The 19,907-nt window shown below is 63.0% G+C and carries 17 protein-coding genes; 12 read left to right on the forward strand and 5 right to left on the reverse strand.

Features of this window, described 5'->3' with window-relative positions:
* Window positions 1–108 precede the first annotated feature (108 nt).
* Window positions 109–906: a DUF3658 domain-containing protein gene (locus L0U81_RS06785; RefSeq protein WP_233801075.1), complete on the forward strand. Its 798-nt coding sequence runs from the start codon at window positions 109–111 to the stop codon at window positions 904–906.
* Between the two features lie 9 nt (window positions 907–915).
* Here the strand turns inward: L0U81_RS06785 and L0U81_RS33800 are convergent, their stop codons facing one another.
* Both L0U81_RS33800 and L0U81_RS06790 read right to left on the reverse strand, forming a co-directional pair.
* A complete protein-coding gene (locus L0U81_RS33800; protein ID WP_442793390.1) occupies window positions 916–1,437 on the reverse strand; it encodes a transposase in 522 nt (173 codons plus the stop codon).
* Window positions 1,438–1,536: 99 nt separating this feature from the next.
* The gene (locus L0U81_RS06790) at window positions 1,537–6,279 is read right to left on the reverse strand and encodes a YadA-like family protein (RefSeq protein WP_233801077.1); all 4,743 of its coding nucleotides are present in this window, start codon (window positions 6,277–6,279) and stop codon (window positions 1,537–1,539) included.
* Between the two features lie 503 nt (window positions 6,280–6,782).
* Here L0U81_RS06790 and L0U81_RS06795 point away from each other — a divergent pair.
* The gene (locus L0U81_RS06795) at window positions 6,783–7,826 is read left to right on the forward strand and encodes an asparaginase (RefSeq protein WP_233801079.1); all 1,044 of its coding nucleotides are present in this window, start codon (window positions 6,783–6,785) and stop codon (window positions 7,824–7,826) included.
* 252 nt (window positions 7,827–8,078) lie between these two features.
* On the opposite strand, the gene L0U81_RS06800 is transcribed toward L0U81_RS06795, so the two are convergent.
* From L0U81_RS06800 to gcl, 3 genes are all read right to left on the reverse strand, one after another.
* Window positions 8,079–8,990, reverse strand: coding sequence for a 2-hydroxy-3-oxopropionate reductase (locus tag L0U81_RS06800; protein ID WP_233801080.1), 912 nt, complete (start codon window positions 8,988–8,990; stop codon window positions 8,079–8,081).
* 74 nt (window positions 8,991–9,064) lie between these two features.
* Complete coding sequence (gene hyi / locus L0U81_RS06805) at window positions 9,065–9,874, reverse strand: hydroxypyruvate isomerase (protein ID WP_233801082.1); 810 nt, start codon at window positions 9,872–9,874, stop codon at window positions 9,065–9,067.
* A gap of 75 nt (window positions 9,875–9,949) precedes the next feature.
* Window positions 9,950–11,725: a glyoxylate carboligase gene (gcl, locus tag L0U81_RS06810; RefSeq protein ID WP_233801084.1), complete on the reverse strand. Its 1,776-nt coding sequence runs from the start codon at window positions 11,723–11,725 to the stop codon at window positions 9,950–9,952.
* 171 nt (window positions 11,726–11,896) lie between these two features.
* Between gcl and L0U81_RS06815 the strand changes: the two genes are divergently transcribed.
* The 10 genes from L0U81_RS06815 to L0U81_RS06860 all read left to right on the forward strand — a co-directional run bounded on the left by L0U81_RS06815 (window position 11,897) and on the right by L0U81_RS06860 (window position 19,867).
* Window positions 11,897–12,811: a LysR family transcriptional regulator gene (locus L0U81_RS06815; RefSeq protein WP_233801086.1), complete on the forward strand. Its 915-nt coding sequence runs from the start codon at window positions 11,897–11,899 to the stop codon at window positions 12,809–12,811.
* 173 nt (window positions 12,812–12,984) lie between these two features.
* Window positions 12,985–13,881 (forward strand): RNA polymerase sigma factor, encoded by an 897-nt coding sequence (locus L0U81_RS06820; protein WP_233801088.1) that lies wholly within the window; start codon window positions 12,985–12,987, stop codon window positions 13,879–13,881.
* Window positions 13,871–14,878: an anti-sigma factor family protein gene (locus L0U81_RS06825; protein ID WP_233801090.1), complete on the forward strand. Its 1,008-nt coding sequence runs from the start codon at window positions 13,871–13,873 to the stop codon at window positions 14,876–14,878. The genes L0U81_RS06820 and L0U81_RS06825 overlap by 11 nt, the downstream gene beginning before the upstream one ends.
* A 192-nt stretch (window positions 14,879–15,070) precedes the next feature.
* Window positions 15,071–15,445, forward strand: a complete 375-nt coding sequence (gene rpsF, locus L0U81_RS06830; RefSeq protein ID WP_008922419.1) for a 30S ribosomal protein S6 — start codon at window positions 15,071–15,073, stop codon at window positions 15,443–15,445.
* A 69-nt stretch (window positions 15,446–15,514) separates the two neighbouring features.
* Entirely contained in the window at window positions 15,515–15,814 is a 300-nt protein-coding gene (gene priB / locus L0U81_RS06835) for a primosomal replication protein N (protein ID WP_233801092.1), read from the forward strand.
* 2 nt (window positions 15,815–15,816) lie between these two features.
* Window positions 15,817–16,092: a 30S ribosomal protein S18 gene (gene rpsR, locus L0U81_RS06840; protein WP_008922421.1), complete on the forward strand. Its 276-nt coding sequence runs from the start codon at window positions 15,817–15,819 to the stop codon at window positions 16,090–16,092.
* 27 nt (window positions 16,093–16,119) lie between these two features.
* The gene (rplI, locus tag L0U81_RS06845) at window positions 16,120–16,572 is read left to right on the forward strand and encodes a 50S ribosomal protein L9 (protein ID WP_233801094.1); all 453 of its coding nucleotides are present in this window, start codon (window positions 16,120–16,122) and stop codon (window positions 16,570–16,572) included.
* 154 nt (window positions 16,573–16,726) lie between these two features.
* Window positions 16,727–18,115, forward strand: a complete 1,389-nt coding sequence (locus L0U81_RS06850; RefSeq protein ID WP_090804563.1) for a replicative DNA helicase — start codon at window positions 16,727–16,729, stop codon at window positions 18,113–18,115.
* A gap of 115 nt (window positions 18,116–18,230) precedes the next feature.
* On the forward strand, window positions 18,231–18,857 hold the full coding sequence (locus tag L0U81_RS06855) for a DUF47 domain-containing protein (RefSeq protein ID WP_233801096.1): 627 nt from the start codon (window positions 18,231–18,233) through the stop codon (window positions 18,855–18,857).
* The gene (locus L0U81_RS06860; RefSeq protein WP_233801098.1) at window positions 18,857–19,867 is read left to right on the forward strand and encodes an inorganic phosphate transporter; all 1,011 of its coding nucleotides are present in this window, start codon (window positions 18,857–18,859) and stop codon (window positions 19,865–19,867) included. The genes L0U81_RS06855 and L0U81_RS06860 overlap by 1 nt, the downstream gene beginning before the upstream one ends.
* The last annotated feature ends 40 nt before the right edge of the window (window positions 19,868–19,907 follow it).

Consider the following 19,907-nt stretch of genomic DNA (forward strand, 5'->3'; position numbering starts at 1 on the left):
CTCAGCAGCCTTTACGAAATATTCGCTAAGGTGTACATCGCAATTTTTCTTGAACCAGTGACTATGTCGCGCGCTCATACAATCGGATCCATGTGAAAAGGAAACCACATGTCTGATTTTCATCTTACCTCGGGTGACAGTGCCGCTGGGGCGCTACGCTACGCGATAGATTCACTTGGTTTGACGGGGGAGGTATTTTGCTTCCGCGACGACTACGCTCTCGGGCCCTTGTCGATGGAACTGAGACCTGCATTTCGGCAATATATTTTTCGCAATCAGATACCTGTCGGTTCAGAACCGGACGATTTTCCTCATGACAAGCGTAATCCATGGGACTTACTGCGCCAACGTATCGAAAGCGATCGTCCAGAACGAACAATAATTTGGACAAGCGGAGGTGGATCGGATCAGGTATTCCGACGAATAGCTTGCCGATACTTGACGGATCCAACAGCGCGCGTGTTGCAAGTAGAGGTGCCGGCACCACCGTTTGGTGGCTGCCATTCCGTTGCTCACCACGCACCAGAAGATCTGGTGCAGTTTCTGTCGACCTCTATTGTCCTATCCTCCGCCGAGCGACAAGGTCTAGCGGAGGAATTCGACGCGATCGCAGCACGCCCGGAACAGTTGCGAGAATACGATGAAGGTGGATTTTTTCGGTTCCGCAATCTGGATGCTTACGATGACTGGCTGCTGAACCGTTGCACGACCTACTGGAGACCTACGCAAATCATCGTGGGCGAACTGATGGAGCAAATGCGGCAGCATGACCCGCGCAATGGCAAAGGTGATGCTTTTTGGGCCTCACGTCTTCAACAATTGGTTGAGGATGGTCGGATCGAGGCAGACAAAGCCGATGCGACGGTGTGGCAATACCGCGTTCGCAAGATTGGCGACCCGGCTTGAAATTGCGAGTTAAGTGTATTTGCAGGAACAGGAGCCGGCAGTCGGGCGTGTGGTAAATGTTGAGTTTCGGTCAGTCCGGCGACACCTCAATACCGTACATCTCCAGGAGATTACGTGTAGCGCGATCGCCATCGACAATCCTGGCGAAGTCGACACCGGCGGCGACAATGGCACGAGCACTGGAGATGAAACGACGGGCACGAACGCCGGTGGGGAACTCATATTCACTGGACTTCTGACTCTCGGCCCAGGGACGTCGATCGAGACGCCATCGATTACCACTGGGTCTGGATCTCCTGGCGCCAGCAGCATATGCTGCAGATGGCGCGAGATCCAGCGACGCAACTGGTTCGGATTGACGTCGTGATCCATGGCCGCCCGGGCAATCGACACGCCCGGTTTCGGCCAACCACCAGTCTGCTTCCAAGGACTTGTTTCTCTGTCATCACGGTCTGAGTGCATGTGTCCACACGGGCGCTTAGCTTCTGACCTTCTGTCCTTCATTGGAAGGGCGTCGTTTATTGACCGCATAAAAAAACGAGTCTTGCCGTTCCCGGCAAGACTCGTTCACTACGCCCACTACACAACTATTGGATTAACGGATTTCCTGCTTTTTACGTGACATGGCTGTTAGAACTCGTAGCCAACCTGAGCACGTACGCCAGCGTCGCCAGTCGACGTGACCGACACCGCAGCGTTGACGAGCCACTTATTGTTCCGTGAGCGGTACGTGGCTCCTACTGCTGCGGCGCTGCCGCCCTTATACGTCGCGCCACCCGCTGCGACGATCGTTTTGCCCGGACCCGACGGCGTCATGTTCGGCATTGCCATCGATGCTGCGATACCGGCATAGGCGTTCTTCGCGACGTTGTTGATTGCCTGGTTGGTCGCGTTGATACGCTGATCCGTGTAGTTGTTGGCCTGCTGAACGCCCTGTGCGACCGAGCTGTTCATCTGACCGACATTGACTGCATCCGTGTCCGCCGTACCCGCTGCGACGTTGGTGATCTGGCGTGCGTTACCCGCCGAACCCACCGACACCGAGTTGTCGCGATCCGTCACCGAACCCTGACCCAACGCCACCGAGTTCGCATGGTCTGCCTGCGAGTCCGTGCCGATCGCCGTCGAGTTGACGCCGGTCGCCGCCGCGTTGTCGCCCACTGCCACCGCGTTGTCCGCTGCTGCATTGGCGTTTGTCCCGACCTCCGTGCTGCCCACACCCGTACCCGGCATCGCTGCATTGGCCACTGGGACATTGCTGCTGTCCGACGACGAAGCATCCGGGGTGACCGGTTGGATGTTCGACACCTGGGAACCGAGATCCTTCACCTGGCCGTTGAGATCCGTCACCTGGTCCTGCAACGCCGACAGCTGGCCGTAGTTCACCGCGTCGTACTGGCTCGTGCCGTTCGCCACATTGGTCAGGATCACCGGACCTGCGCTCAGGCTTCCGCCCAACGTCACGGAACCGAAGTTCACCGAGCCGTCAGCGTGACGGTCATACTGCACCACGCCCGACAGCTGCGTCCCGACATCGCCCACCTGGGTCTGCAGCTTCGTGATGTCCGTGGTGTGCTGCGTCACCCGGTCATCGAGGTTGGTGACGGCGTCGCCCACGGTATGCACCGTCGTACCGCCCACGCTGTAGCTCGGGGCCGAGATCGTGCCGTCCGCGTTCACCGTCGAGCCACCGCCCAGACCCGCGGCCACGCTCGCCGAGTTCGCATACAGCTGGCTGCCGTTGATGGCTTCCTTGCTGCTAGCAGCAACCGCACCGTCGGCCACGCCGGCGAGCGTGCGTGCGCCATCGGTACCGGTGAAGTCCACCGTCGTGCCGTCCAGACCCCTGGCCACCGTGATGACCTTGCTGGTCGCATCCTGCTGCACCAGGCCCACGACGCCGCCGTCGAGTTGCTGCGTCAGGTTCGTGACCGAGCCTTCCACGTTGCTCACACGGCCGTCGATGCTGGTGACGCGGTTGTCCACCGTGGTCACGCGGCTGTCCAGGCCGGTGATGTTCGTCGTGTTGGTCGCGATGTCCGCCGTGTTCGCCGTCACGCTCTGGTTGGTCACGTACAGCTGCGAACCGTTGACCGCTTCGGTGCTGGTGGCGCTCAGCGCACCGGCGTTCACGCCGCTCAGCGTGCGCACGCCATCGGTACCGGCGAAGTCCACCGTCGTGCCGTCCAGGCCCTTGGCCACCGTGATGTTTCCGGTGGTGGCATCCTGCTGCACCAGGCCGACACTGCCGCCGTCCAGTTGCTGCGTCAGGCTCGTGACCGAGACTTCCACGTTGCTCACGCGGCCGTCGATGCTGGTGACGCGGTCGTCCACCGCGGTCACGCGGCTGTCCAGGCCGGTGATGTTCGTCGTGTTGGCCGTCACGTTCTGGTTGGTCGCATACAGCTGCGAGCCGTTCACCGCGTCGGTGCTGCTAGCCGACAGCGCACCGGCATTCACGCCGCTGAGCGTGCGCGCGCCATCAGTGCCGGTGAAGTCCACCGTCGTGCCATCCAGATCCTTGGCCACCGTGATGTTTCCGGTGGTGGTGTCCTGCTGCACCAGGCCGACACTGCCGCCGTCCAGTTGCTGCGTCAGGTTCGTGACCGAGACTTCCACGTTGCTCACGCGGCCGTCGATGCTGGTGACGCGATCGTCCACCGTGGTCACGCGGCTGTCCAGGCCGGTGATGCTCATCGTGTTGGCCCCAATGCTGGCCGTGTTGGCCGTCACGTTCTGGTTGGTCGTGTACAGCTGCGAGCCGTTCACCGCGTCCGTGCTGCTAGCCGACAGCGTGCCTGCCGCCACATTCGTGATTTGGCGTTTGAGCGTCGCGTTGCCGACCGAAACTGCATCGTCGCGGTCTGCGATCGAATCCGCACCCAGCGCCACCGAGTTCGCCCCCTGTGCATCCGCCTTCGCGCCAAGTGCCGCGGATCTGTTGCCCGAGGCAGTCGAAAAGTTACCCATTGCCACTGCACCTGCTCCCGTGGCAAGAGCGTTGTACCCCAGCGCGGAACTATCCGAACCCTGTGCCATCGCGCCTGCGCCCACCGCGGTTCCGTGCGAGCCAGCTACGGTGTATGCACCCAGCGCTACGCCAGAGTAACTATCGCTGACGGCCGTATCGCCAAGGGCAATACCGCCAAGTGAAGCGCGAGCGTTAGCTCCGATGGCAACACCATTTGTATCCGTGTTGGTGCTACCCGTGAGAAGAGGATTGTTCCAGCTCCCCGTGGCTGCGCCGCCGAAACTGGCGGATGCGCCCGCGCCGACCGCAACCGACTTGGCTCCCGCGACCGCATCGTCGGTGCCATCCCCGAGGCCACCAGCCTTGAAGTAGCGACTCGCGTTCGCGATTGCCTGGTTGGTCGCGTACAGCTGCGAGCCGTTCACCGCGTCGGTGCTGGTGGCGCTCAGCGCACCGGCGTTCACGCCGCTGAGCGTGCGCGCGCCATTGGTACCGGTGAAATCCACCGTCGTGCCGTCCAGATCCTTGGCCACCGTGATGACCTTGCTGGTCGCATCCTGCTGCACCAGACCGACGCTGCCGTCGTCCAGCTGCTGCGTCAGGTTCGTGACCGAGCCTTCCACGTTGATCACGCGGTCGTCGATGCTGGTGACGCGGTTGTCCACCGTGGTCACGCGGCTGTCCAGGCTGGTGATGTTCGTCGTGTTGTCCGCCACGTTCTGATTGGTCGCGTACAGCTGCGAGCCGTTCACCGCGTCGGTGCTGCCAGCCGACAGCGCACCGGCATTCACGCCGCTCAGCGAGCGCGCGCCATCGGTACCGGCGAAGTCCACCGTCGTGCCGTCCAGATCCTTGGCCACCGTGATGACCTTGCTGGTCGCATCCTGCTGCACCAGGCCGACGCTGCCGCCATCGAGTTGCTGCGTCAGGTTCGTGACCGAGCTTTCCACGTCGTACACGCGGCCGTCGATGCTGGTGACGCGATCGTCCACCGTGGTCACGCGGCTGTCCAGGCCGGTGATGTTCATCGTGTTGGCCGTCACGTTCTGGTTGGTCGCGTACAGCTGCGAGCCGTTCACCGCTTCGGTGCTGCCAGCCGACAGCGCACCGGCATTCACGCCGCTGAGCGTGCGCGCGCCATCAGTACCGGTGAAGTCCACCGTCGTGCCGTCCAGATCCTTGGCCACGGTGATGACCTTGCTGGTCGCGTCCTGCTGCACCAGGCCGATCGAGCCATCCGCCAGCTGATTCTGCACCTTCGTGATGTCGCTCGTGTTCTGTGCGATGGCCGCCGTGTTCTGCGTCGTACGGATGTCGATGTTGGTGATCGCATCACCCACATTGCTGACCGTCGTGCCATCCACGTTATAGATCGGCGCAGTGATCGCACCCGTAGTCGGGTTATAGGTCGAGCCTCCACCCAGCGCCTCGGCGGTGTTCGCACCAATCATGTTGGACTTTGCTGCTTCCGACTTCAACTGGCTGACGTTCACCGCGTCCGTCGCGGCCGAACCGGCTGCCACGTTCGTCACACGACGTTCCTTGCCAGCCGAACCCACCGACACTTCGCCATTCGCCGCCGACGCCGTGCCCGACAGGGCGCTCGAACCTGGGTTATAACCCGCCGCGCCCAGGTTCGCCGTCGTGGTCGAGCCCGCGCCCAGCGCTACCGAATTGTCCGCAGACGCGAAACTTGCCGAACCCAGCGCTACGGAATTGGCTCCTTCCACAATGGCCCTCGTTCCCAGCGCTACGGAATTGGCTCCTGCCACATTGGCCATCGCTCCCAGCGCTACAGCATTGACCGCGTTCGCGAAGGCAAACTGTCCCGCCGCAAGGGCACCGTCACCCGTTGCCCATGACGTGCCCAATGCAACAGCATAGTCGCCAGTTGCATACGCGTTACGACCCACTGCAACCGAATTCTCCGCCGCCGCGTAACTCCCGGAGCCGATGGCTGTCGCGTTATCGCTTAACGCACTGCTGGCAGCACCCACGGCCGTACCATTGGTGCCGTTGGCGTAGGCGTTGACACCCAAGGCTGTAGTGGCTAGGCCGATGGCCTGGGCATTTTGACCGACAGCCGTGGCCGAGCCGTCTGCAACGGTGCTGCCACTAGCTTTCGCGCCCCGGCCGATTGCAACGTCGCCTGCTGTAGTGGTGGTTGGAAGGTTGGTGCCAGTGTCACCGCTCACACCGACCGAGATACCCGGACCAGTTCCGTTGATGGCGCCGGCCGCAAACACGTCGCCCGATGCCACCGCAGCGATCGAAACCAGCGCGGTTGCCACAACTGCAGAAACCTTGGCCTTGCCGCGCTTGCCGCGCGCAACCGTATTCTCGGAGGCCGCTACCCACGAGCCAAGCGCTTCATTCCAGACGCTGACATACGACTTGTTCATGAAATCAATCCTTTCAAGGTTTGAGAAACGTAGTTATGCGAACTATTTGAAAATCGACGTTGCCCTTTTTCGCTGTTCAATATCAGACGCAAAAGCAGGGGCGATAACGTTTCCGCAAGCTCATGCCCACAGTGAGAACCGGCGAGATTCCGCCGGGGGGATCGGGGCTTGGTGGCCTTTGGTAAATCTCTTTGACTGGGTTCAGTCTATATTTTTGAGATAGGGCGGAAATAGGCCGGGTCCGAATCCTCGCCGGCGGGTATTTGCGCGCTGCGGCGCTGAGAAATCTGGACAGGATGACGTGTAGAAAAAGGGCGCCCCATGGGTTTCATCAAGTATCAAAAGTCCAGCGATATCGATCGTCAATACTTGTGCTGATGAGTGCAGCTTTGCGCCGCATGGGATTGAAGCCCGCTAGCATGTTACGCACGCTCAGGCGAGGCGAGCCTGCGTCCGGTCGTCCACGCATGGCGGGGCGTGGCGCATCGCTTACAATCGCCGCCATGAATACCTCGACTTCCTCTCTCCCGATTCCTCCCGGCCATCGCGCCGCGCCGACGCTGCCGCGCATCGCGGTGCTCGCGACCGGCGGCACGATCGCCGGTTCAGCCCCGGATGCAGCCAATACGTCGGGCTATCAGGCGGGCGTCGTCGGCGTCGATCAGCTGCTCGCGGCGGTGCCGGCGTTGTCCACGGTCGCGCGAATCGCGCCCGAGCAGATCGCCAGCGTCGACAGCAAGGACATGGCGATGCCGCTATGGACTACGCTCGCGCAACGCATCAACACGCTGCTCGCGACGGACGACGTCGACGGCGTGGTGGTCACGCACGGCACCGATACCCTCGAAGAAACCGCCTACCTGCTGCATCTGACCGTCAAGTCGGACAAGCCGGTCGTACTGACCGCGGCGATGCGTCCAGCGTCGGCGCTTTCCGCCGACGGTCCGCTGAACCTGCTGAATGCGGTGACGGTCGCTGCGCACGCGGCGGCGCGCGGGCAGGGGGTGCTGGTCGCGTTCAACAACCGGATTCATAGCGCGCGCGACGTCGTGAAAACGAGCACGTATGCGGTCGATGCGTTCCAGTCGCCCGAGATCGGGGCGCTAGGCTGGGTGCAGGATGGCCGCGTCGAATTCCAGCGCGGCGTGGTGCGCGCGCATACGGTCGCGAGCGAATTCGCGATCGATGCGGCGTGGCCGCAGGTGGAGATCGTGACGAGCTATGCGGGCGTGTCGCGCATTGCCATTGAAGCGCTCATCGCCGCGGGCGTGCGCGGCATCGTCGTCGCGGGAACGGGCAATGGCTCGATCCACCAGTCTTTGCAGCAGGCGCTGGCCGATGCCGCGTCGCGCGGGGTGGCGGTGGTGCGCTCGTCGCGCGTGGGTTCGGGGCATGTGATGCGCAATGGCGCGGCCGCTGACGACGCGCTCGGTTTCGTCAGCGCGGGTTCGCTGAATCCGTACAAGGCGCGGGTGCTGTTGATGCTGGCGCTGGCGGCGGGCCATACGTCCCCGGCTGCGTTGCAGAAGGTGTTCGATACGTATTGATTGACGAATCCGACAGCCGGACACCCAACGACGACGTCTGACCGACCAAGGCTTCCCCGTCGTCGCCGGGTGCCGCTGCGGACCCCACTTGCCGCTCTCAGCCCAGAGCGGCGCGATTTGCCCGTTCCGCCGCGCCAGCAACCGGAGTTGCCAGGCGACGAACGGGCGCCCCACCTGCGCTCACCGTGGCCTCGCCGATGCCGAAGCGGCAAGCGACGGAATCACCGGTGAGCTGAACCCAAGACGAAGACTTCAGGCCGCCTTCGCTTCCTCGCTATCCGGCGTCTGCGCGACTTCATGATTCGCCATGATCTCGAGCGCGCGCACCATCGCCGAGTGATCCCACGCCTTGCCGCCGTTCGCCGCGCACACGCTGAACAGTTGCTGCGCGCTCGCCGTATGCGGCAGTGCGATGCCGAGCTTGCGCGCGCCATCGAGCGCGAGATTCAGGTCCTTCTGATGCAGCTCGATCCGGAAGCCCGGATTGAACGTCCGCTTCGTCATGCGCTCGCCATGCACTTCGAGAATCCGCGACGACGCGAAGCCGCCCATCAGCGCGCGGCGCACGCGCTCCGGATCGGCGCCCGAGCGCGATGCGAACAGCAGCGCCTCAGCGACCGCTTCGATATTCAGCGCGACGATGATCTGGTTCGCGACCTTGCAGGTCTGACCCGCGCCGTTGTCGCCGATCAGCGAGATGTTCCTACCCATCAGCTCGAACAGCGGCCGGGCCAGCGCAAAGGCCTTTTCCGGACCACCGACCATGATCGTCAGCGACGCGTCGCGCGCGCCGATTTCGCCGCCGGAAACCGGCGCATCGAGATAGTCGACGCCGAGCGCGTTGATCTTCTTCGCGAACGTCTGCGTGTCGAGCGGCGAGATCGAGCTCATGTCGATCACGAGCTTGCCTTTGGTGAGGCCGGCGGCGACGCCGTCGTCGGCAAACAGCACGTTGGCGACGTCCGGCGTGTCCGGCACCATGATGATGACGATGTCGGCGGCCTGCGCGACCGCGGTCGAACTGGCGACCACGCTCGCGCTCTTCGCGATGTCGTCCGGCACCGGATACGCGCCGTTCACGAACAGCGAGTGACCGCCCTTGATGAGGTTGCGCGCCATGTGCGCGCCCATGATGCCGAGCCCGATGAAGCCGATCTTTGCCATGTGTGTGAATCTCCAGGGTAATAGGGGGCGTGCGTTGAGGCGCTTCGGGAATCAGTCAGGAACCCGAAGGAGTCTCAAGCCGCCGCATGCGCTGCGCCACGCACCTGACCGGCCACGCTTTGCACCCAGCCGAGGCCGGCCTCGGTGGTCGTACGCGGCTTGTATTCGCAACCGACGTAGCCGTCGTAGCCGAGCGAGTCGAGCAGCGCGAACAGATACGGATAGTTGATCTCGCCGGTACCCGGTTCGTGCCGGCCCGGGTTGTCCGCGAGCTGGATATGCGCAATCTGCGCGAGGTTCTTTTCGATCGTCGCCGCGAGTTCGCCTTCCATCCGCTGCATGTGATAGATGTCGTATTGCAGGAACAGATTGTCCGAACCGACTTCGCGAATCACGTCGAGTGCGTCACGCGAACGGTTCACCGCGAAGCCCGGAATGTCGTACCAGTTGCACGGCTCGACGAGCAACCGGAGGCCGGCCTTCTTCAGCTCGCCCGCGGCAAAGCGCAGGTTGTCGACGATCGTCGCGCGGGCGGTGTTGGCATCGACGTTTGCGCCCGGAATGCCGACGAGGCAGTTCAGTTGCGGCACCTTCAATGCGCTTGCGTATTCGATCGCGCGGCCGACGCCTTCCTGAAACTCTGCGACCCGATCCGGCAAACACGCGATACCGCGTTCGCCCGCTTCCCAGTTGCCCGCCGGCAGGTTGTGCAGCACCAGCTTCAGCCGGTTCTGTTGCAGACGTTCACTCAATTCAGCGATCGAATACGGATACGGGAACAGGAATTCGACGGCATGAAAGCCAGCGCTGGCCGCGGCCGCGAAACGGTCGAGGAACGGCACTTCGTTGAACAGCATCGTCAGGTTCGCTGCGAATTTCGGCATGGTGTGTAGGTCTCTCAGGTCGGTCAGGGAATGGCGCGCGCGATGCATGCAGCGCATACCGCGAATGCGCGACGCTCAGTCGAGCAGGCTGATTGCCGTCGGCGCATCCGCGCGCTTTTCGGCGAGTTCCTCGAACTCGTTGATCGCGTCGATCTCGGTGCCCATCGAGATGTTCGTTACGCGTTCGAGTATCACTTCGACGATCACCGGCACGTTGAACTCACTGAGCATCGACTGCGCTTTTTGCAGCGCCGGCTTCAGGTCTTCCGGCTTGAATACGCGAATTGCCTTGCAGCCAAGACCCTCGGCGACCGCGACGTGATCGACGCCGTAGCCGTTCGTCTCCGGCGAATTGATGTTCTCGAAGCCGAGCTGCACGCAGTAGTCCATCTCGAACGCGCGCTGCGCCTGGCGGATCAGCCCGAGGTACGAGTTGTTCACGACGACATGCACATACGGCAGCTTGAATTGCGCGCCGGCCGCGAGCTCCTCGATCATGAACTGGAAGTCGTAGTCTCCTGACAGCGCGACGATCGGCCGTTGCGGATCGGCCGCGCGTAAACCGAGCGCCGCCGGAATCGTCCAGCCGAGCGGGCCGGCCTGGCCGCAGTTGATCCAGTTGCGCGCCTTGTACACGTGCAGGAATTGCGCGGCGGCGATCTGCGACAAACCGATCGTGCTCACGTAGCAGGTATCGCGGCCGAATACCTGGTTCATCTCTTCGTACACGCGCTGCGGCTTCATCGGCACGTTGTCGAAGTGCGTCTTGCGCAGCATCGTGCGCTTGCGTTGCTGGCAATCGGCGACCCACGCGCTGCGATCTTTCAGCTTGCCCGCGGCCTTCCATTCGTTTGCGACTTCGGCGAACAGTTCGAGCGCCGCCTTCGCGTCCGACACGATGCCGAGATCCGGGCCGAACACACGGCCGATCTGCGTCGGTTCGATATCGACGTGCACGAACTTGCGGCCCTTCGTGTAGACATCGACGCTGCCGGTGTGACGGTTCGCCCAGCGGTTGCCGATGCCGAGCACGAAGTCGGAAGCGAGCATCGTCGCGTTGCCGTAGCGATGCGAAGTCTGCAGACCGACCATGCCGGCCATCAGCGGATGGTCGTCGGGAATCGCGCCCCACGACATCAGCGTCGGGATCACCGGCACGCCGAGCGTTTCGGCGAACTTCACGAGCAGGTCTTCGGCCGCCGCGTTCAGCACGCCGCCGCCCGACACGATCAACGGCTTATCGGCATCGTTGAGCAGCGTGAGCGCTGCTTCGATCTGCTTGCGGGTTGCCTTCGGCTTGTAGACCGGTAGCGGCTCGTACGTGTCGATATCGAACTCGATCTCGGCGAGTTGCACGTCGATCGGCAGATCGACCAGCACCGGCCCCGGACGGCCCGAGCGCATCAAATGGAACGCCTGCTGGAACACGCGCGGCACGAGCGCCGGCTCGCGCACGGTCACGGCCCACTTGGTGACGGGCTTCGCGATCGATTCGATATCGACGGCCTGGAAGTCTTCCTTGTACAGACGCGCGCGCGGCGCCTGGCCTGTGATAGCCAGAATAGGAATCGAGTCGGCCTGGGCGGAGTACAAACCGGTGATCATGTCGGTGCCGGCGGGGCCCGACGTGCCGATGCACACGCCGATGTTGCCCGGCTGTGCGCGGGTGTAGCCCTCGGCCATGTGCGACGCGCCCTCCACATGTCGCGCGAGCACATGGCTGATGCCGCCGGCTTTGCGCATCGCCGAGTAGAACGGGTTGATCGCTGCGCCCGGCACGCCGAACGCGGTGTCGATGCCTTCTTTTTCGAGCACCAGAACGGCGGCGTCGACGGCTCTCATTTTGGCCATGAATGTCTCCTCAATGTCGGGAATGACGTCGGTTGGAGGACACTGTAGGGCTGCGCCAAAGGTTTGATAAGATCAGTCCGGGTCGCTTATTTCGAAACAAAAAGTATTGAATGGCGTGAAGCCCGGTGCATGGCCGGCGGCAGCCCGGCAAGAGACAGGTGGGAGACGAGCATGGACCGTTTCAAACAGATCGAAACCTTCGTGCGGGTCGCTGATGCGGGCAGTCTCGCGGCGGCGGCGCTGGAGGAGGGCGTGTCGCCGGTGATCCTCGGACGGCGCATCGACGCGCTCGAAAAGCGCCTCGGCGTGAAGCTGATGTATCGCACGACGCGGCGGCTCGTCGTCAGCGAGGACGGTGCCGCGTTTCTCGAACGCTGCCGGGGGCTCCTCAGCGACTGGGATCAGGCGGAAAACGAACTGAGCGCGGGACGCCGCACCGTGAACGGCCATCTGATCGTGTCGGCGCCGGCCGCGTTCGGCCGCAAACACGTCGCGCCGCTCGCGCCCGCATTTCTGCGTGACAAACCCGAATTGCAGATGTCGTTCAATCTGACCGACCGGGTCGTCGATCTGGTCCGTGAGGGCTATGACCTGTCGATTCGCATCGGCGGCACGGTCGATCCGAACTTCGTCGCGGTGAAGCTGGCATCGAACCGGCGCGTGGTGTGCGGCACGCCCGACTATTTCCGCCGCCACGGTAAGCCGAAGACGCTCGAAGATCTGCCGGCCCACAATTGCCTCGCGTTCAATCTGCAAGGCGGACAGAACCGAGGCTGGTACTTCCGCCGCAACGGCAAACTGGCGACGGTGCGGGTGGGCGGCTCGCTCGATTGCAACGACGGCGAGCTGCTGCACCGCTGGGTCTCTGAAGGGCTCGGACTCGGCTGGCGCTCAACCTGGGAGATCCAGCAGCAGCTCACGCGCGGCGAGCTTGAAACCGTGCTCGACGAATACGCGCTGCCCGATTACGACATCCTCGCGGTCTATCCGCAACAGCGCTACGTGCCGGCGCGCGTGCGCTATTTCATCGACTATCTGAAAGACGTGTACGCGAGCGACGACTACTGGAACCGGTCGTCGTACTAGCTGGCGGGCGGCGGGCAGGCGATCGCGATCTTTTTTGCGAATATCGGCGTGAGGCGGGAATAAACTCGCCCTATGGCCAGTTCCGCTATGAAAGACACGTCAGGAACGACACGACGCGGGGCGCGCGACAGCGACCCGCACGATGCAGCCGCCATGCCCTTGGAGGGACCCACGTGGTCCAGACCGATTCAGACGCCGCCCGCGCGCGGGGCGAGCCCAACGCCGACGCCGATGCCGATGCAGCGAAAAACCGCCGCTTCCAGCAGCTGGCGCTGCCGCATCTCGACGCCGCGTATAACCTCGCGCGCTGGCTGTGCGGCAACCCGAACGATGCCGAGGACGTCGTGCAGGAAGCGTTCATGCGGGCGTTCCGCTTCTTCGATACGTTTCGCGGCGACTCCGCGCGGCCGTGGCTGCTCGCGATCGTACGCCGCACCTGGTACACGGAATGGCGGCGGCGCGCGCCGTCGCACGACATGCTCGAATTCGACGAAACGATGGACGACGCGACCCTCGACGGCTGGAGCGCCGGCGGGGACGATCCACAGACCCTGCTGATCCGCGATGAGGATGTACGGCTGGTGCACGACGCGTTGGCGCGTTTGCCGGTCGAGTATCGGGAGGTGCTGATTTTGCGTGAGCTGGAGGAGATGGGATATCGGGAGATCGCGGTGGTGGCCGATGTGCCGATCGGTACGGTGATGTCGCGGCTCGCGCGCGGACGACGCAAGCTGGCGGAGGTGCTGATGGCGCAGCAGCAAGGCGGAGGAGGCCCGGCTGGCGCGGGGCGCGAAGGCGGGCAGGGTGGCCGGCGCGGACCGACGGATGCGCCGCCGGATCAGGCCGCGCAGTCCGGCCGACTTGCGCAGTCAGCGGCATCCGCGCCGCCTATGGCTTGCGCGCCCTCCGCCCGGCCGGCCCGAAGTTCCGGCGACTGCCCGGCGGCATCATCGGTGGGTGTGCCCGCCACCGCGACAGTCACACAGCTCCGGGCGTTTGCCGACGGCCGGCCCCTCAACATTCCCGGCGCTGCCGCCAACCCCGCTCAGGAGACGCCGGATGAACTGTAACGAAGCTCGGCCGCTCCTCGATGCGAACGCCGATCACGAACTGCCGGCGCCCGATGCGCGCCGGGTCCAGCAGCATATCGAGAGCTGCGACGGCTGCCGGCGCGCGAGCGACAACCTGCGCGCGCTGAGCGGCGCGCTGCGCGCGGCACCGTATCATCGCGCGCCGCAGTCGTTGCGGGCGCGGATCGTGACGGGCTTGCCTGGCGCGGTCGAAGAAGGAACGTCGGTGTCGGTCACGACGGCGGCGCCTGAAGATGCAGAGGAGGGGGCTGCCGACAGCGCCAGCGCCGGGATGACGGACGTGGCGACGTACGAACCTCAGCGTCAGCGTCGCGGGCTGCGGCGGCCCGCGTGGCTCGACAGGTGGCTCAGAGGCTTCAGCGGTTCAGGTGACTCGGGCGATTCACGCGGACTGCAAACCGCATTCGGCGGGCCGCTCGCCGCGGGCGGTGCGAATCGCGCGACCGCGCGCGGTGGTCTCGCGGCGCTCGTGATCGCGTTGGGCGCGGCCGCGGCGGTCCTCACGCTGACGCTGCACCGCCCTGCCGAATTCACGCCATTTACCGACGAACTCATCGAAAGCCATGTGCGCGCGCAGGTATCTGGCCGTGACATTGACGTGATTTCGACCGACCGTCACACGGTCAAGCCGTGGTTCAACGGCCGGCTCGACTATTCGCCGCCGGTCGAGGATCTCGCGGCGAGCGGCTTCGCGCTGCAAGGCGGCCGGCTCGACTACATCGCGCATCAGCGGGTCGCGGTGCTCGTGTACCGCTACGGCAAGCACGTGATCGACGTGTACGTGTTCCCGCAGTCCGCGACGGGCGGCGCCGCGCCGGCATCGCTCGGTCGCGACGGCTATTCGATCGCGCACTGGGACGCGGCGGGTATGACCTGGTGGGCGATCTCGGACGCCGCGCCCGATGCGTTGAGCGGCCTCGAAGCGGCGCTCAGAGCGCGTTTGCGAAGCGGCAGCCAGAGCACGGAAGCGGGTTGAGTGACAAAAGCGGCCCGACTTCCGCGACTCACCGTCCCTAAGCTCTTGAAAACACATCCGATTCCGGCGCCGTATCGGCGGAATACCTTGCAACCCGTCCCCATTCGGGTTAAACTCTTTGGCTTCTCACTTGCCGCACCGGTTCCGACGCCCGGGCGGCTTCTATCCAAAAGTCAGCACAAGGAGTGTGTAATGCGTCATTACGAAATCGTCTTTATCGTGCATCCCGATCAAAGCGAGCAGGTGCCCGCCATGATCGAGCGTTACAAGGGCACGATCACGTCGCACGGTGGTCAGATCCACCGCGTCGAAGACTGGGGCCGTCGCCAACTGGCCTACATGATCGAGAAACTCGCCAAGGCTCACTACGTCTGCATGAACATCGAATGCGACCAGACCACGCTCGACGAGCTGGAACACGCGTTCAAGTTCAACGACGCCGTTCTGCGTCACCTCATCGTCAAGCTGAAGAAGGCCGAAACCGGCCCGTCGCCGATGATGAAGGAAGTGCAGCGCGAAGAAGCCAAGAAGTCGGCAGCCGCTCAGCCGACCGAAGCGCAGGCTTAAGACACACTATTTAAGCTGCCAGACACGCAGCGTCGCTCCGCTCACGTACACGAAGGCATACACAGGTACATGAACCGGCTGCAACTTACGGCGAGCGTCGTCGAACGCGAACCGGTGCGGTACACCCCCGCCGGCGTTCCGATTGCAAGCTGCACGTTGCACCACCGCACGGAAGTCGTCGAGGCGGGCATTGCCCGTCAGGTCGAACTGACCATGCAGGCGGTCGCCGCGGGCGAAGCGAGCGGTAAGCTGGAAAGCTGTCAGATGGGCGTCGAAACGCTCTTCACAGGTTTTCTGGCGAAAAAGCACCGTAACGCGCGAACTCTGGTATTTCACATCACAGCATTGCAGGACATTGGAAAGGACTAATCATGCCCCGCCCGACTGGTAAGAAATTCGACAAGCGTCGTCAGCAACAGAACCCGCTCTTCAAGCGCAAGAAGTTCTGCCGTTTCACGGCTGCTGGCGTCGAGTACATCGACTACAAAGACATCGAAACGCTGAAGGACTTCATCGGCGAGAACGGCAAGATCACGCCGGCACGTCTCACGGGTACCAAGGCGCATTATCAACGCCAGCTGGACACGGCTATCAAGCGCGCACGTTTCCTCGCGCTGATGCCGTACACCGACCAGCACAAGGCCTAACCCGACGACGCGATAAGGAGTATCCGAATGCAAATCATTCTTCTGGAAAAAGTCGTCAATCTGGGTAACCTCGGCGACATCGTGAAGGTCAAGGACGGTTACGCACGTAACTTCCTGATCCCGAACAAGAAAGCTCGCCGTGCAACGAAGGAAGCCCTGGCTGAATTCGAAGTGCGCCGCGCGGAACTGGAAAAGGTCGCTGCTGAAAAGCTGGCAGCCGCTCAGGCTCAAGGCGAAAAGCTGGCAGGCCAGTCGGTTCAGATCAATCAGAAGGCTGGCGTCGACGGCCGTCTGTTCGGCTCGGTGACGAACGCTGACATCGCCGAAGCACTCGGCAAGCAAGGCTTCGCAGTGGAAAAGGCGCAAGTGCGTCTGCCGGAAGGCCCGCTGAAGATGGTTGGCGAGCACCCGGTTCAGGTTTCGCTGCACACCGACGTTCTCGTCGATGTGACGGTGGTCGTGATCGGCGAGCACGTCTAAGCATCAGGCAGGATCAGCCAGCGTATTGCTGGTGAAGAGCAGGGGCCGGGTAACCGGCCCCTGCTTTTTTTATGCCCGACTATCTCTCGTGTATCTGCTTATTTGCGTTTTTTCCGCTCGCAGCCGCCGCCGGATTGCCCGATAATTCCTCCCCATGAACGCACCGTCCAAAGATCCCCAACTCGAGTCGCTGAAAGTCCCGCCGCATTCGATCGAAGCCGAGCAATCGGTGCTGGGCGGCCTACTGCTCGACAACGCGGCGTGGGACCGCATCGCCGACTTCCTCGCGCAGAGCGACTTCTACCGCTACGACCACCGCATCATCTTCGAGCACATCGGCAAGCTGATCGCGGCTACGCGTCCGGCCGACGTGGTGACGGTCTACGAAGCACTCGGCACCTCGGGCAAGGCGGAAGAGGTCGGCGGCCTTGCTTACCTGAACGCGCTCGCGCAGAACACGCCGAGCGCGGCCAATATCCGCCGCTATGCGGAAATCGTGCGCGACCGAGCGGTGCTGCGCCGGCTCGTGTCGGTCGCCGATGAAATCTCCGCCGACGCCTTCAACCCGCAAGGCAAGGAAGTCCGGCAGTTGCTGGACGAAGCCGAATCGAAGGTGTTCTCGATCGCTGAAGACGGCGCGCGTGGCACTCAGGGCTTTCTCGAGATCGGGCCGCTGCTCACCCAAGTGGTCGAGCGCATCGACACGCTCTATCACACCGCCAACCCGAGCGACGTGACCGGCACGCCGACCGGCTTCGTCGATCTGGATCGCATGACCTCGGGCATGCACGGCGGCGAGCTGATCATCGTTGCGGGCCGTCCGTCGATGGGTAAGACGGCGTTTTCGATGAACGTCGGCGAATACGTCGCGGTCGAGTACGGACTGCCAGTCGCGGTGTTCTCGATGGAAATGCCGGGTACGCAGCTAACGATGCGTATGCTCGGCTCAGTCGGCCGGCTCGATCAGCATCGCATGCGAACTGGACGCCTGACCGACGAGGATTGGCCGAAGCTCACGCACGCGGTCCAGAAGATGAGCGAGGCGCAGATCTTCATCGACGAAACCGGCGGTCTGAACCCGATGGAACTACGCTCGCGCGCGCGCCGGCTGTCGCGCCAGTGCGGCAAGCTCGGGCTCATCATCATCGACTACCTGCAGCTGATGAGCGGCTCGTCGTCGGGCGAAAACCGTGCGACCGAAATTTCGGAAATCTCGCGTTCGCTGAAGAGCCTCGCGAAGGAACTCGACGTGCCGGTCATCGCGTTGTCGCAGCTGAACCGCGGTCTCGAGCAGCGGCCGAACAAACGGCCGATCATGTCGGACCTGCGCGAATCGGGCGCTATCGAACAGGATGCCGACGTGATCCTGTTCATCTACCGCGACGAAGTGTACAACCCGGACAGCCCCGACAAGGGCACCGCGGAGATCATCATCGGCAAACAGCGGAATGGTCCAATCGGCCCCGTTCGACTCACGTTCCACGGCCAATACACGAAGTTCGACAACTTTGCGGGCGCGCAGAATTTCTACGGCGGCGAGTGACGCAAAACGTCGCGTGCTGTTGTAACGGCGCTGTCACAAGTGCGACATTGGTTACACAACGGTACAATATGGCGGTTTTATGTCAGCCTTTACGTGACCCATTTTCAGGATCCCAATGTTCGGTCGATTCATGCCCACCGAGGGCAAGTTCTTTGAAATATTCAATGCGCACGCAACGTGCATCATCTCGGCAAGCCGCGAACTCGAGCTCCTGATCGACAATCTGCAGGACGCCGAAACCCACAAGCAGAACGTGCAAAAGGCCGAGAAAGCGGCCGACAAGCTCACGCACGAAGCCATCGACCTGCTGCACAAGACCTTCATCACGCCGCTCGACCGCGACGAGATCCACAAGCTGATCACGACGATGGACGACATCCTCGACCTGATGGAGGACGTCGCCACTGCGATCTCGCTGTACGACGTGCAAGCGGTCACGTCTGAGGCGAGCCAGCTCGCGCATATCTGCACGGCGACCTGCGAGCGCGTGCAGTTCGCGGTCAGCCTGCTGTCGGACTTGAAGCAGGCGAGCCAGATCCTGAAGGCCTGCGAGGATATCGACCGGCTCGAATCGGAAGCCGACCGCGTGCTGCGCGCAGCGATGTCGAAGCTGTTCCGGGAGGAAGACGACGTCAAGGTCCTGATCAAGCTGAAGGCGATCTACGAGCTGCTCGAAACGATCACGGACAAATGTGAGGATGTGGCGAACATCATCGAAGGCATCGTGCTGGAAAACGCATAATGCAATCGATACAACTCGCTATCTGGGTCGTCGCCGGCCTGGTCGCCATTGCGCTGGTGTTCGACTTCATGAACGGCTTTCACGACGCGGCGAATTCGATCGCCACGGTCGTGTCGACCGGGGTGCTGAAGCCGCAGCAGGCGGTGGCGTTCGCGGCGGCGTTCAACGTCATCGCGTATTTCGTGTTTCACCTGAAGGTGGCCTCGACCGTTGGCAAGGGCACGATCGACCCGGACATCGTCGACCACTACGTGATCTTCGGCGCGCTGGTCGGCGCGATCGTTTGGAACGTCATCACCTGGGTGTACGGCATTCCGTCCAGCTCGTCGCACGCGCTGATTGGCGGGCTCGTGGGCGCGGCGCTCGCGAAGTCGGGCTGGGGGGCGCTGAACTGGGACGGCCTGATGAAGACGATTGCGTTCATCTTCATTTCGCCGCTGCTCGGTTTCGTGCTCGGCTCGTTTTTCATGCTGCTGGTGTCGTGGATGTACTTCCGCACGCCGCCTAGCAAGGTCGACCGGCGGTTTCGCCGCCTGCAGCTGATCTCCGCTGGCCTGTATAGCCTCGGTCATGGCGGCAACGACGCGCAGAAGACGATCGGCATCATCTGGATGCTGCTGATCGCAACAGGCTTCGCGACGCTGAAAGCGGACGCGCCGCCGCTGTGGGTGATCGGCGGCTGCTATCTGTCGATGGGTCTCGGCACGCTGTTCGGCGGCTGGCGTATCGTCCGCACGATGGGGCAGAAAATCACGAAGCTCAAGCCGGTCGGCGGCTTCTGCGCGGAGGCGGGCGGAGCGATCACGCTATTTACCGCATCGGCGCTCGGCATTCCCGTCTCCACCACGCATACGATTACCGGCGCGATCGTTGGGGTCGGCGCGACGCAGAAGCTCAGCGCAGTGCGTTGGGGCGTCGCCGGCAACATCGTTTGGGCGTGGATTCTGACGATTCCGGCTTCCGCGATCCTGTCCGGCGGGGCCTGGTGGCTGGGGCACCACTTCCTGTAACCACCGTGCGATGCAGGCCTGCGCTGCTGGGGTTGGCTTA

Origin of the sequence: Paraburkholderia sp. HP33-1 (assembly GCF_021390595.1) — a bacterium.
In the GTDB taxonomy this organism is placed as follows: Bacteria; Pseudomonadota; Gammaproteobacteria; order Burkholderiales; family Burkholderiaceae; genus Paraburkholderia.